The sequence below is a fragment of the Hydrogenophaga sp. genome, assembly GCF_014773545.1.
Classification (GTDB): Bacteria; Pseudomonadota; Gammaproteobacteria; order Burkholderiales; family Burkholderiaceae_C; genus Hydrogenophaga.
The window spans coordinates 16,061-29,020 of sequence record NZ_SDDV01000013.1; the positions used below are offsets into that span (position 1 = coordinate 16,061).

At 64.8% G+C, this 12,960-nt stretch carries 11 protein-coding genes; 6 read left to right on the forward strand and 5 right to left on the reverse strand.

All coding sequences use genetic code 11. The annotated features are described in order from the left end of the window. Positions 1 to 5 precede the first annotated feature (5 nt). Positions 6 to 1,124 (reverse strand): LPS export ABC transporter permease LptG, encoded by a 1,119-nt coding sequence (gene lptG, locus EST26_RS09245; RefSeq protein WP_291067275.1) that lies wholly within the window; start codon positions 1,122 to 1,124, stop codon positions 6 to 8. Further along, positions 1,121 to 2,254, reverse strand: coding sequence for an LPS export ABC transporter permease LptF (gene lptF / locus EST26_RS09250; RefSeq protein WP_291067277.1), 1,134 nt, complete (start codon positions 2,252 to 2,254; stop codon positions 1,121 to 1,123). The genes lptG and lptF overlap by 4 nt, the downstream gene beginning before the upstream one ends. Before the next feature lie 25 nt (positions 2,255 to 2,279). On the opposite strand from lptF, the gene EST26_RS09255 reads away from it, so the two are divergent. The 6 genes from EST26_RS09255 to EST26_RS09280 all read left to right on the forward strand — a co-directional run bounded on the left by EST26_RS09255 (position 2,280) and on the right by EST26_RS09280 (position 7,704). Next, complete coding sequence (locus EST26_RS09255) at positions 2,280 to 3,794, forward strand: leucyl aminopeptidase (protein WP_291067278.1); 1,515 nt, start codon at positions 2,280 to 2,282, stop codon at positions 3,792 to 3,794. 7 nt (positions 3,795 to 3,801) lie between these two features. Then, positions 3,802 to 4,239 carry a DNA polymerase III subunit chi gene (locus EST26_RS09260; protein ID WP_291067279.1) on the forward strand — a complete coding sequence of 146 codons (438 nt, stop codon included), beginning with the start codon at positions 3,802 to 3,804 and terminating at the stop codon, positions 4,237 to 4,239. A 121-nt stretch (positions 4,240 to 4,360) separates the two neighbouring features. Next, positions 4,361 to 4,648, forward strand: coding sequence for a BrnT family toxin (locus EST26_RS09265; RefSeq protein WP_291067281.1), 288 nt, complete (start codon positions 4,361 to 4,363; stop codon positions 4,646 to 4,648). After that, positions 4,632 to 4,928: a BrnA antitoxin family protein gene (locus EST26_RS09270; protein WP_291067283.1), complete on the forward strand. Its 297-nt coding sequence runs from the start codon at positions 4,632 to 4,634 to the stop codon at positions 4,926 to 4,928. The genes EST26_RS09265 and EST26_RS09270 overlap by 17 nt, the downstream gene beginning before the upstream one ends. Before the next feature lie 342 nt (positions 4,929 to 5,270). After that, complete coding sequence (gene tadA, locus EST26_RS09275) at positions 5,271 to 6,728, forward strand: tRNA adenosine(34) deaminase TadA (RefSeq protein ID WP_291067285.1); 1,458 nt, start codon at positions 5,271 to 5,273, stop codon at positions 6,726 to 6,728. Positions 6,729 to 6,756: 28 nt separating this feature from the next. After that, positions 6,757 to 7,704 (forward strand): LD-carboxypeptidase, encoded by a 948-nt coding sequence (locus EST26_RS09280; protein ID WP_291067287.1) that lies wholly within the window; start codon positions 6,757 to 6,759, stop codon positions 7,702 to 7,704. Between the two features lie 11 nt (positions 7,705 to 7,715). On the opposite strand, the gene pdxH is transcribed toward EST26_RS09280, so the two are convergent. The 3 genes from pdxH to EST26_RS09300 all read right to left on the reverse strand — a co-directional run bounded on the left by pdxH (position 7,716) and on the right by EST26_RS09300 (position 12,779). Then, positions 7,716 to 8,354, reverse strand: a complete 639-nt coding sequence (gene pdxH / locus EST26_RS09285) for a pyridoxamine 5'-phosphate oxidase (protein WP_291067289.1) — start codon at positions 8,352 to 8,354, stop codon at positions 7,716 to 7,718. Positions 8,355 to 8,394: 40 nt separating this feature from the next. Then, complete coding sequence (locus tag EST26_RS09290; RefSeq protein WP_291067290.1) at positions 8,395 to 10,971, reverse strand: ATP-binding protein; 2,577 nt, start codon at positions 10,969 to 10,971, stop codon at positions 8,395 to 8,397. Positions 10,972 to 11,624: 653 nt separating this feature from the next. Further along, positions 11,625 to 12,779 (reverse strand): aromatic ring-hydroxylating dioxygenase subunit alpha, encoded by a 1,155-nt coding sequence (locus EST26_RS09300; RefSeq protein WP_291067293.1) that lies wholly within the window; start codon positions 12,777 to 12,779, stop codon positions 11,625 to 11,627. Positions 12,780 to 12,960: the final 181 nt, after the last annotated feature.

Here is a 12,960-nt window from a genome sequence, read left to right on the forward strand (position 1 = left end):
CGTGCCTACCTCCTGAAAACCAGCCAGCCAAAGGCGCCGAGCGAAACCAGTGAATAAATCAACCCTGGGGACGCTGCAGCCAACCAGGGTCGCCACTGGTTGAGGTTGCCAATGTAGCCGAATACGTTGTTGAGCAGAAAAAAGCTGATGCCAATCATGACCCCGCCAAAGACGTAAGCGGTGATGTGGCCGGAGCGAAAATGCAGGTAGGCAAACGGCAGCGCCAGCATCACCATCACCAGGCAGCTCAGGGGATAAAACACCTTGCGCCAGAACTCGATTTCATAGCGTTGCGACGCCTGGTTGTTGGCCTGCAGGTGGCGGATGTAGCTGAACAGGTCGGTGGTTTGCATCCGATCCGCACGCAGCAGGGCGGCCGACACCATCTCCAAGCTCAGGCCGCTGGGCCAGCGCGCACTCGCCGCCGTGCTGTGGCTGATGCGTTGTGCGGCCTGGCCTGCGGTGTCGAACTCGCGCCGCTGCACCTGGTGCAGCGTCCAGTACGCGTCGGCCTCGATCTGCCCGCTTTGCGCTTGCACAATGGAGACCAGAAAGCCCCGGTTGTCGAATTCAAAGATGCGCACGCCGCCGAGTTCACCGCGGCCCGACAGCGATCCGACGTTGACCGAGAACTGGCTGTAGGTCTGGCGATCCTTGAGCCAGGCGCCCGTTTGTCCCAGGCTGAGGTGGCCATCGAAGCGGGCCTTGTGCATCTGGGCGCTGCGCTCGGCCAGTGGCGCGACGTAATCGCCCACCACAAAAGTCAGCACAGAAAAAATGGCCCCCAGCCCGAGCAGGGTACGCAGCGCGCGCCAGGGCCCTAAACCGCTGGTGCGCAAAATAGTGTATTCCGAGCCCTGGGCCAGCCGCGCCAGCACCCAGATGGTGCCGATCAGTGCGGCAATCGGCAGGATTTCGTATATCCGGTTCGGCATGCCCAGCAGCACGTACAGCAGCGCGTGCTGGAATTCGTAGCTCAGCGTCGGGTCGATGACCGAGGGTCGACCCAGCGCCGGCAGTTCGTCGACCAGGTCGAAAAAGGAAAACAGCGCCAAAAAAGCCAGCAGCACGAAGGCCACGGCGACCGACACCTCGCGGTAGATCAGGCGGCGAATGGTTTTCATGGCGACGCGCTGGCAGCGGCTGCGCCGCGAGAGCGCCAGCCAACCAAGCCCTGGCGCAGGCTCAGGTTGTGGTGGCGCTTGAGCAGCCAGAACAAAGCCAGAGCAAAGACCGAGCCGTGCAGTGCCAGCATGAAGCCGCCCAGACTGACGTGGCCGCCAGCCACCCAGTTTTGCCCCAGGTTGAGAAAGTTGAAGTAGACAATGAAGGCGAACAAGGTGAAAAACAGGTTGCCGCCCCGGCCCGCGCGTGGGTTGCTGGCGGTGGCGGCAAGTGCGAGCAAGATGAAGTTGACGGCGGTCAGCGCCATGCCGATGCGCCAGCCCAGCTCGCCCAGGTTTTCCGGCTTGGGGTTTTGCAGCAAGACCCAACTGGGTCGGGCTCTGAGCCCGAGCGCAGCCGCCGGTACAGCAGCCGCATCTGCTGCAGCGCGGATGCGGGTGCCGTATTGTTCGAATTTACTGACGCGCAGACCGCCCTGGTTGGCCATGATTTCGACCCGCTGACCGTTGTCGAGCAGCAGGAATTGTTCGCCTGCGATCCACTCGAGGCGACCCGAACGCGCCGATGTGATGGTTTCGCTGCCGTCGTCAGCCCGGGTCGAAATGAACAGGTTGCGGCCCTCGGTGCCGTCGACCTCGTCTTTTTCGATGAAAAACACCTGCCGTCCGCCGGAGAATTCCTGAAACTGGCCCGGCGTCACACGCTCCAGATCACCGCGGTGTTCATAGCGCTCGCGCAGTTGCTGGGTCTGCTGGTTGGCCCAGGGCCAGGCGAAAAACACCATCAGCGTGATGACCAGCAGGATCGGCCAGGCAAAGTGCAGCACCGGGGCGACAAAACTCCCGAGTGAGCGACCAGAGGAAAACCAAACCACCATTTCGCTGTCGCGGTACATGCGCGAGAGCGTGAAAACAATCGCGATGAACAAGGCCAGCGTCAGTATGGTGGGCAGGTGGCCGAAGACCGTGTAGCCCAGCACCAGCATGATCTCCTGCGGGTTGACCCGGCCGCCGGCGGCCAGACCCAGGGTGCGAATCAGCAGCATGGTCAGCACGATGGTAAACAGCACCAGCAGCGTGGCGCCGAAACTGCGCGCGAGTTCTTTGCGAAGGGAAGAATGGAATAACATCGAATCAAGACAGGAAAACGCCATTATGGACTTCGAACTCAAATCTTTGCTGCCCGCCGAGGCCGCCGCGCTGCCTTGCGATGCGTTGTTGGTGTTGGTGCCCGAGGCGCTGGCGCCTGAGCTGGCGCCCGGTTCCCTGCACGAGCTGCTTGCCGCGGTCATGCGCGATGGCGATCTGGAGCCCGGGGTTGGCAAAACCCTGGCTTGCTACCGGGTGGCAGGCATCCAGGCAAGCCGCGTGCTGCTGGTGCGCGCCGGCGATGCGACGCCGGCGGCGGTGCGCAAGGCGGTGGCTGCGGGCGTGGCGCAGCTCAAGCAGCCCGGCGTCAAAAAAATCGCACTGCTGCTGAGTTTGATCGACGCTGACGGTGCTGCCGTGCGCGCGGCCATGCAGGCCTGCGCCGAGGCCAGCTACAGCTACACCCACACCAAGCCATCGGCCAAGGCGCGCGCCGTGCAGCAAGTCTTGCTGGGGGTGGCCGACGCCGCGCGCGTGCAGGCCGATTTTGCCTTTGGCAAGGCGCTGGTGACCGGGGTCGAACTGGCCAAGGAGTGGGCCAACCGACCCGCCAACCACGCCACGCCCAGCGCGCTGGCGCAGGTGGCGATTCAGTGCGGACGCAAAGCGGGCTTCAAGACCGACGTGCTGGGTCTGAAAGAAGTGACCGCGCTCGGCATGGGGGCCTTGCTGGCGGTGGCGCAAGGCTCGGCGCAACCGCTGCGCTTCATCGTCATGCGCTACCAAGGCGCGGCCCGCTCCAGCGCGCCGGTGGTGCTGGTGGGCAAGGGCATCACCTTTGACACCGGTGGCATCAGCCTCAAGCCCGCCGCCGAAATGGACGAAATGAAGTTCGACATGGCCGGCGCTGCCAGCGTGCTGGGCGTATTCGCCGCCCTGGCCGAGTGGCGCCCGGCGCTCAACGTCGTTGGCCTGATTCCGAGCTGCGAAAACATGCCCGATGCTCAGGCTATCAAACCCGGCGACGTGGTCACCAGCATGAGCGGGCAGACGATAGAAATCCTCAACACCGACGCCGAGGGCCGCCTGATCCTGTGCGACGCGCTGAGCTATGCGGCGCGCTTCAAGCCGCGCAGCCTGATCGACGTCGCCACGCTCACCGGCGCTTGCGTGGTGGCGCTGGGTGCCGTGCGCTCGGGCCTGTTTTCGGCCCATGAGGAACTGGCGCAGGCGCTGCAGCAAGCGGGCGAGACGGCGCTCGACCCGTGCTGGCGCCTGCCGCTGGACGACGAATACGCCGAGGCGCTCAAGTCCAACTTTGCCGATCTGGGCAACGTGGGCGGGCGACCGGCGGGTGCCATCACGGCGGCCAAGTTTTTGCAGAAATTTACCGCCGACCTGCCCTGGGCGCACCTGGACATTGCCGGCTGCGCCTGGAAAAGCGGTGCAAGCAAGGGCGCCACCGGGCGGCCGGTGCCGCTGTTGCTGCACTACCTGCGAGACGAGGCGGCCCGCGCGGCCGCCGCCACCGAGCCGCCGCCAGCAGCAGCGGGGCGCAAGCGAGCTGCCAAAACCCCATGAGCTCGCCATGACCGAGGTGGTGTTCCACTTCAACGTGCCCGACAAGCAGGCTTATGCGTGTCGCTTGTTGCGCAAGGGCTACCGGCAAGGCGTGCCGCTGCTGGTGCTGGCCGATGAACCGGTGCTGACGGAGCTGGACGCCGCTTTGTGGACGTTTGCGCCGCACGAATTCGTGCCGCACTGTCGCGCCACGGATCCGGCTCATGTCGTGCGCCACTCGCCGATTCAGTTGCACGCCGAGTTGCCGCCCTCTGCCCCTGCAGATGCGGTGCTGGTCAATCTGCGCCCGCTCGTGCCGCAGGGCTACCAGCGCTGCGCGCGCCTGATCGAGCTGGTCACAGCCGATCCGAACGACCGCCAGTTGGCGCGCCAGCGCTGGCGCGGCTACCAGCAAGACGGCTTGCAGCCGCAAAAGTATGATCTCCAAGCCCTTGCCCGGCCTTGAGTTTGCGCTGGCGCCGGGGTGAACCCCGACCTGCCGGCGCTCAAGCTCACCAAATGGCGCGAGAGGCTCCATCCCATACGCTTGACGTAACTACAAAACGAACCAACAATGTGAGCACAGTGTGAGCACAGTGGAGCTTGAATGGGACGCCGATAAAGCGGCACGAAACTTGAATAAGCACGGCGTTTCCTTCGAGGATGCCGAGCTTGTTTTTTACGACACCGGGCGGGTTGAAGCCTACGACGGGCGCGAGGACTACGGGGAAGATCGATGGGCAACGATTGGGCTTGCTTTTTCGGCTGTCCTGTATGTGGTTTACACAGTTCGACACGGGAAAACCATCCGCCTTATCTCTGCGAGGAAAGCAAGTGCCAACGAAAGAAAGCAATACCGTGAAGCGAACGCTTGACCTGAAAAAACCGCCTGTCTTGAGTGCCGAGCAGAAGGCCCGACTGGATGCCGTGGCCTCGATGCCGGATGAGCAGATCGATTACAGTGACGCACCTGGCCTGCCTGATGCCGTCTGGATGAAAGCAGCAGAGCAGTTGCCCCACATCAAGAAGCAAATCACGCTGCGCATTGATGCCGAAGTGTTGGAGTTCTTCAAGCATACCGGGGCGCGGTATCAGTCCCGCATGAACGCCGTTTTGCGCTCTTACGTTGAGGCGCACAAGGCGCGCGCGAAATGAGTGCCCACCAAATGGCGCGAGAGGCTCCATCCCATACGCTTGACGTGAAAATCGGGCCGCGACTCACTTCGCTCCCCTCTCCCGCGTGCGGGAGAGGGGTTGGGGGTGAGGGAGAACGGGCATGACTTTCATTTCCCGGGGTGGCTTTCAAAGTCATGCCCGTTAGCCGCAACGTGGCTTGGAGGCAGAGCCGTCCGAATGGGCTGGAGGGGTAGGCGCCGCCAGCCGCAGGCTGGCTTCAATCGTCTGGCCTGTCCTGCTGCTGGATGTGCTGCTTGATGATCTCCAGGGGGCCCACTCAGGCGCAGGCGCTGCGGCGCGCCAGTCTGCTAGGCTTGGCCGATGCGAGTGCCTGAGCCGCCAACCGAGAGTGACGCCGATTTCATGCGGCTGGCGCTGGCGCAGGCCCGGCTGGGTGCGGCGCTGGGTGAGGTGCCGGTGGGTGCGGTGGTGGTGCACCAGGGCCGGGTGATCGGCGCCGGCCACAACGCCCCGAGGGGCGGGCACGACCCGACCGCGCACGCCGAGATGCAGGCGCTGCGGGCGGCAGCGCAGACGCTGGGAAACTACCGGCTCGACGACTGCGAACTGTTCGTCACCCTCGAGCCCTGCGCCATGTGCAGCGGTGCCATGCTGCACGCGCGCCTGCGGCGTGTGGTTTTCGGCGCCGCCGACGCCAAAACCGGCGCTGCCGGATCGGTGCTCAACCTGTTTGCGCAGCGCCAGCTCAACCACCACACGCTGCTGCAAGGCGGTCTGCTGCAGGCCGAATGCGTCGGCTTGTTGAGCGATTTCTTTCGCCAGCGCCGCGCGCAACAGCGCGCCCTCGCGCAGCCGCTGCGCGACGACGCGCTGCGCACCCCCGAAAGCTGCTTTGCCGCTGTGCCCGACTACCCCTGGCGCGGCCACTACAGCAGCGATTTGCCGTCCTTGCGGGGCTTGCGCATGCACTACCTGGACGAGGGGGGGCGCGAGCGCGCCGGGCAGCAGGGGCCGACCTGGCTGTGTCTGCACGGCAGCCTGACCTGGAGCTACTTTTACCGCAAAATGATCCCGGTCTGGAGCGCCGCCGGTGCGCGCGTGCTGGCGCCCGATCTGGTGGGTTTTGGCAAAAGCGACAAACCCAAGCATGAGCGCTGGCACAGCTTGGACCGGCACCGGCAGGTGTTGCTGGAATGGATCGAGCGGCTCGACCTGCGCCAGATCGTGCTGGTGGTGCCCGTTGGGGGCGGCCTGCTCGACCTGCTCGGCCTGACGCTGCCGCTGGCTGACGCACAGCGCTACGCGGGCTTGCTGTTGCTCAACACCCCCTTGGCGGCGGGTGAACCCGGTTCGCCCGCCGCTTGGCCGGCCATGCGCCCAGCGCAAGCCAAGCACCGGCCGGCGGCGTTGGAGCGCTGGCTGGACCAGATTGACCCACCCTTGGGTGCTGCCGAACGCGCCGCCTACCGCGCACCCTTTCCCGACTGCGGCCACCGTGCTGCCTTGCGCGCCTTTGCCACCCTGCAGCCCGATCGCCTCACGGCCGACGCTGCGACGATTGCCCACCGCGCGCAGGATTTCTGGCTGCACGAATGGCGCGGCCGCAGTGGCATGGTGATGGGCCGACAAGACCCGGTGCTGGGTGAGCCGGTGCGGCGTGAACTCTGGCGCCAACTGGGGCAAGACGGTGCGCCGCTGCTGCTGGCGCAAGCGGGGCAGCTGGTTCCCGAACCCGGCGCGGCACTTGCACAGTGGGCCGCCCAGCAGCTTTGGCCCGGTTTTTGTCCACCGGGCCACAGCATGGCCGATCCCCGATAATCGGCCGCCTTGAGCGCTGCAACCTCGCATGAGCCACATCTACGTCTACTCACCTTCGAGCGCGGTGCGCGACAAAACGGCTTTTCGCCGCGGCGTGGCGCGCCTCAAAGCCCTCGGGCACGAGGTCGAGGTCGATCAATCGGCGCTGTGCAGCCACACGCGCTTTGCCGGAGCAGACGCGGTGCGGCTGGCGGCGATCAGCCGCGCCGCCGCCAGCGCCGCCGACCTGGCGCTGATTTCGCGCGGCGGCTACGGACTGACGCGTTTGCTTGCTGCGCTGCCCTGCGCGCCGCTGGCGCGGGCGATCGAGCGCGGTATGCAGTTTGTCGGCATGAGTGACTTCACCGCGCTGCAGTGCGCGCTTTACGCCCAGACCGGCGCCCAGACCTGGGCCGGGCCGTGTTTATTGGATGATTTTGGCACCCTGACCGAGCCGGACGACATCATGGCGGCTTGCTTTGACGACTTGCTCGCAGCGCAAGGTGAAGGTAGCGGTTGGCGTTTGCCGGCCGCCGATCTGTCTGCGCTGGCCGGGTGTTTGCAGGGGCGGGCGCTGCCAGCCGGCGAACCCGCCTTTCAATTGAGCCAGGCGACCCTCTGGGGCGGCAACCTCAGCGTGCTGTGCGCGCTGGTGGGAACGCCTTACTTGCCGGCGGTCAAGGGCGGCGTCTTGTTTCTGGAAGACGTCAACGAGCACCCGTACCGCATCGAGCGCATGCTCAGTCAGCTCTTGCACGCGGGCATTCTCGGGCAGCAAAGCGCACTCTTGCTGGGCAGCTTCAATCGATTTGAGCTCAGTGCCCATGACCGCGGCTTCAGCCTGGCCAAGGTGGTCGACTGGCTGCGCAGCCAAATCCGCATCCCGGTGCTGAGCGGCCTGCCGTTTGGGCACGTGCCGACCAAGGTCTTGCTGCCGTTCGGGCGCCGCGTCGATTTACTGGTGCAGGGCCGGCAAGCCTTGCTCTACTGGGGCTGAGGCGGCACAGCTCAGGGTGCCAGCCGTTCGCGCAGCCAGTCACCGGTCTGGGTGTTGCGGCGGTAGCGCAGCCGGTCGTGCAGCCGGCTCTTGCGGCCCTGCCAGAACTCCCATTGCTCAGGCTGCAAGCGGTAGCCGCCCCAGTGCGGCGGGCGCGGCGGTTGCAGCAGAAATTGGGCCGCGTATTTGGCTGCGTTGCCCAACAACACGGCGCGGCCGTCTATCACTTCGCTTTGCGGGCTGGCCCAGGCGCCGATGCGGTGGTCTAGCGGACGGCTGTGAAAATAGGCGTCGCTCTCGGCGGCGCTGACCCGGTCGACCCGGCCTTCGATGCGCAGCACGCGCTCGAGCTCTACCCAGTGAAATTGCAGCGCCGCAAACGGGTTGCCGGCCAGCTCCTGGCCTTTGCGGCTGGCGTAATTGCTGTACCAGACGATGCCGCGCTCGTCGAAACCCTTGATCAACACCACCCGCGTGCTCGGCCGCAGATCGCTGCCGACGCTGGCCAGCGTCATGGCGTTGGGCTCGGGCAGCGCGCCGCTGATGGCCTGGCTCAGCCAGAGGGAAAATTGCTGCAGCGGATCGGGGTTGGACGCCGATTCGTTGAGTTCGGCCTTTTCGTAGCTCTTGCGCAGATCGGCGATGTTCATGGCCGCAGTATAGGTGCGCTGCGTCGGTGCGGCGGCTGGGTCAGGGGGCTGATTCCGACTTCGGGGGCGAACCAAAATCGAAGTAAAAGCATGCGCCCTGATCGACTTGACTCTGGGCTTCGATCTGGCCACCGTGGCGCTCGATGATGCGGCGCACCGTCGCCAGCCCGATGCCAGTGCCCTTGAAATCGCTGGAATGGTGCAAGCGATGGAAGGGCTTGAACAGCATGCTGGCGTAAGCCATGTCAAAACCGATGCCATTGTCGCGTATGAACAGCCGGGCCGGCGCGCCGTCTTGGCTGGCCGTCTGGCCGAACTCGATCAGCGCCTGCGGCTGGTGTTGGCTGTATTTGAGCGCATTGCTCAGCAGGTGTTCCAGCGCCGCCCGCACCAGCCTGGGGTCGCACAGCACCTGCACGTCGGGTTCGATGCGTCTTTGCAGATCGCGCCCGGGCTGTGCTTTCAGTTGTTGGTCGAGGATCTCATGGACCAGCGCGCTCAGGTTCGTTCGTTGCCACTGCAAGTCGCGTTGGTTGACCCGGGCCAGCGCCAGCAGGTCGTCAATCAAGGCATGCATGTGCCCGGTTGAACTGAGCACGCGCTCGAGCAGGCGGCGCTCGGTGGCGTCCAGGCGCGCGCCGATTTGCTCTTCGAGCAAGCGGGTGAAGCCATTGATGGCCCGCAGCGGCGCGCGCAGGTCGTGCGAGATCGAATAGGCGAAAGAGTCGAGCTCGGCGTTGAGTTTGCTCAACTCGGCGGAGCGCTCGCGCACACGCCGCTCCAGCGTTCGGTTGAGCTGCTGGATTTCGCGCTCGCGTTGCAGTCGCACCAGTTCGGCGCTGGCGCGACTGGAAAAAATCGACATCAAAGCGTTCAGCGCCGGAGTCGGCTCCTGCGGGTGTTCCCAGACGGCGTCGAGAACGCCGATGGCGCAGCCGGCTTGATCGCGCAGCGCCACGCCGGCATAGGCCTGGTATGGCCTATTCGAAAACGGCAGGTGGGTGGGGAATTCCTGCGCCAGCGCGCCGACCCGCAGGTGCAGGCCCTGTTCGTTCAGGGTTTGCGCCCAGGGTGAGCCCGGCAGCGCATAAATGGCATTGCGCTGCGGGGCGCCATCGCTCCAGACCGCAAGGGTCTTGAGCCGTTGTTCGGCACGCAATTCGCCCACCAACACCCTGCTGGCCCCCAGCGAGTGCGCCATTTGCCTGGTCAGGGCGACGAACAAAGCCTCCCCAGCTTGCGGGTTCACGCCTTTGGCCACCTCCAGCAGCAGGGCTTGCTGCTGCTTTTCCTGACTGATGTCGGCCGCGCAAGTCAGGATGCAAGTCTCCCCGTCGAGATCGATCAACTCGGCCCACAGCCGGGTCTGGACCGCGCTGCCGTCGGGTCGCCGCAGGTTGCAGTCGTAGGCACGCACGCGCCCGTCGCGCTTGAGCTGGGAGACAAAACGCTCGCGCTCGGCCGGGTCGGCCCAGAGCTGGGCTTGAATCGAGGCCTGGTTTGTCTTCTGGCCCAGGGCTGGCGGATTCGGCTGCTCGGACTGGTGCAGTTCGATGATGGAGCCGTCGCACAGGCGGGTGATGGCCATGTCCAGTGGGCTGAGGTGAAACGCCTTGTAGAAGCGATCTTCCGTGCGCCGCAGCTGTTCGAGCAGCGCGTTTTGCTCGCTCACGTCTTGCAGCGTGGTGATGATCAGCCGGTCTTCGCGCGCGTCGGCCATTTCGCTCGATACCAGGGCATCGAAAGCGACGCCGTTGGCACGCAGCGCCTGGATCGTCATCCGATCGATGCGGCGTTGCGCGCGCAGCCGCTTCACATAGGCCGGGCGCTGCTCGGGTCGGGCCCACAAAAAGACGTCGGTGCGCCCGAGCAGTTGATTGCGGGAATAGTGCAGGCAGCGCTCGAAGGCCGGATTGACGTCCAAAATGGTGCCGTCACGGGCCGACTGCGCCAGCATGGGCGTCGGGCTGGAGCGGAAGATGCGGGCAAAGCGTTCCAGTTGGCGGTCGCGATCTAGCTCGGTTTTTTGGCGGCGCTGTATCTCGTCGCGTTGCAGTTGGGCGACTTCAGTGAAACGCTGGCGGCTGTAGAAAACCATGATCGCCACCGCTGCCAGGGTCGCGCCGTAGGTCAGCCAGACCCGCAGACCGACGCCAAAATACGGCGTTTCGGTCAGCCAGCCGTAGGACTCGGCGTAGATCAGCAGGCCCAGCACGAGCACGCTGGCGCCCAGGGTGAGCAGCAGCTCCACCTTGCTCAGAAAGATGCCGGCACCGACAACCGCAGCGACAAACAGAAAATTCACCGCCGTGCGCACCGACCCATAGGCCAGCGTCGAGAGCACGGCAGTGGCCAGGGTGCTGGCCACCAGCAAGTGCGGCACGTACTTGGCGTAGCCCTGGCGCAGCAGCCCCCAGGCCAGCGCGCAGAACAAGGCCAGAAAAGCCGCCACCCAGGCTTCTTGCTGGTCAGACCTGGCCGCCAGCAATTCGGTCAGCAGCAGCAGCAGCGATGAAACGCCGACGGTGGCCACGATCAGTTGCAGCACCCGGTTGCGGCGACTGCCGACGGGGTCGGCAGGTGCGTCGGCGTGGGATGGTCTGATGGGTGAGGGCATCGAAACAGGCGGTGCGTAATCAGCGACTGCAGTTTGCGCTGGGTGCAAAGTATGGCAGTGAACAGGGACGGGTCAGCGCGAGCGCTGCGAATTTTGCTGCGCCCCGCGCAGCCGGGGTCGCGGCGGGTTTGCGTTGCTGCCGCAGCAGTTTCGCCGTGTGCTTGAGCGCAGCGCTTGCGCTACCTGATGCGTTGCACTGATTCACCCTTGTTAAGTATCTCACTTGACTTACGTCTTTTGTGTTAATTTGTGCGCATTCGTCCCGCTCTGAGTCGGTGCTGACGGCGTCATTCAGACTGCCGTGCCGTCGCTGCGGTCTGCACCAGCGCAGTGCGCTGTCGAGCAAGAAAGCGGCGATACAGCGGCTGCTCATGTGGTTCGGCGTCGTGGCGGTGGCCAAGGGCAGGCCGGCAATGGCGTAGAACCAGGTCGTCAGCGCCACCACGCCGACCAGGCTGCGCTAGGCGTGCATGGCCGCTACCGGCGCGCGCCAAGAAACGCGGCGCCAGCGCAGCAAACCCAGCAGCAACAGCGTGCCGACCAGGCTGCGGTGCAAGTTATTGCTTCGGCCCGGTGAAGTATCAAGCGTTCGCCCTGAGCTTGTCGAAGGGCCTGTCCTGAGCTTGTCGAAGGGAGCTTGTCGAAGGGCCGGATCAATAGCCCAAGTCTGCGCCGGGCAACTGGCGTCGGTACCACTCGTGAAAGTGCTGCATGCCGTCTTCCATCGGGCTTTGGTAGGGGCCCACCTCGTTGTCGCCGCGCGCCAGCAGCGCCCGTCGGCCAGCGTCCATGCGTTCGGCGATTTCATCGTCCTCGATGCAGGTCTCCATGTAGGCGGCGCGCTGGGCCTCGACGAATTCGCGCTCGAAGGCGGCGATTTCTTCCGGGTAGTAAAACTCCACCAGGTTTAGGGTGCGATCGACGCTGAGCGGCTGCAGGGTCGAGACGGTGAGCACGTGCGGATACCACTCGACCATGATGTGCGGGTAATAGGTCAGCCAGACCGCCCCGCGTTCGGGCGCCCGTCCCTGGCGGTAGCGCATCAATTGCTGTTGCCAGCGCTGGTAGACCGGGCTGCCGGCGGGTCCGAGCAGATTGGCCGCGCCCACGGTCTGCACCGAATACTCGGGTTTGAATTCCCAGCGCAGATCGTCGCAGGTGACGAAGTTGCCCAGACCGGGGTGAAACGGCACCACGTGGTAGTCCTCCAAGTAGACCTCGATGAAGGTTTTCCAGTTGTAGTTGCACACGTGCAGTTCGACGTGGTCGAGCACCATGCCGTCAAAGTCAAAGACAGCGCGCGGCCCCATGTGGGCCAGATCGGCATCGATGTCGCGTCCGTTGTCCTCGAACAGCAAGCCGTTCCATTCGCGCAGCGGATAGTTCTGCAAATTCAGACAGGGGTCGTGGGCGAAGTGCGGCGCGCCCAGCAACGCACCCGCCGGGCCGCTGCCCTGGGCGCCGTTGTAGGTCCAGCGGTGCAGCGGGCAGACGATGTTGCCACCGGCGCTGCCGGGCTGGTGCTGCTGCAAGTTGCCACGGCCCTTGAGCATGATGGCCTGGCGGTGGCGGCAAACGTTGGAGAGCAGTTCAACGCCGCTCGGAGTTCGCACCAGGGCGCGCCCCCCGTTTTCTTGCGGCAGGGCGTAATAATCGCCCAGCCCGGGGGCGGCGAGCTGGTGCCCAACGTAGCGTGGCCCACGCTGAAAAATGGTTTCCCGTTCGCGTTGAAACAGCGTCTGGTCGAAATAGCTGGAAACCGGAAGTTGGCTTCTGGCCTGCTGGAGTTGAAGACTTAAATCAGACATGATGATCCTGACCTAGACTCCCCCTATGAAGGGGCAGGGTGAGCGCTGCTCGTGAGACGAATTCGCGCGGGAAGGGTGAAGTTCTGCGTCCCTCCGGGCAAAAAATGCCCGTCAGTTGGTAAAAGGACTCCGATTGTACCCCTCGGTCTGTCCGGGCGGCGGCTTGCGCGCGGCCTTGACC

Coding starts and splice junctions, on each gene's coding strand:
- lptG (WP_291067275.1), bottom strand. CDS start 1,124: ATGAAAACCATTCGCCGCCTGATCTACCGCGAGGTGTCGGTCGCCGTG.
- lptF (WP_291067277.1), bottom strand. CDS start 2,254: ATGTTATTCCATTCTTCCCTTCGCAAAGAACTCGCGCGCAGTTTCGGC.
- EST26_RS09255 (WP_291067278.1), top strand. CDS start 2,280: ATGGACTTCGAACTCAAATCTTTGCTGCCCGCCGAGGCCGCCGCGCTG.
- EST26_RS09260 (WP_291067279.1), top strand. CDS start 3,802: ATGACCGAGGTGGTGTTCCACTTCAACGTGCCCGACAAGCAGGCTTAT.
- tadA (WP_291067285.1), top strand. CDS start 5,271: ATGCGAGTGCCTGAGCCGCCAACCGAGAGTGACGCCGATTTCATGCGG.
- EST26_RS09280 (WP_291067287.1), top strand. CDS start 6,757: ATGAGCCACATCTACGTCTACTCACCTTCGAGCGCGGTGCGCGACAAA.
- pdxH (WP_291067289.1), bottom strand. CDS start 8,354: ATGAACATCGCCGATCTGCGCAAGAGCTACGAAAAGGCCGAACTCAAC.
- EST26_RS09290 (WP_291067290.1), bottom strand. CDS start 10,971: ATGCCCTCACCCATCAGACCATCCCACGCCGACGCACCTGCCGACCCC.
- EST26_RS09300 (WP_291067293.1), bottom strand. CDS start 12,779: ATGTCTGATTTAAGTCTTCAACTCCAGCAGGCCAGAAGCCAACTTCCG.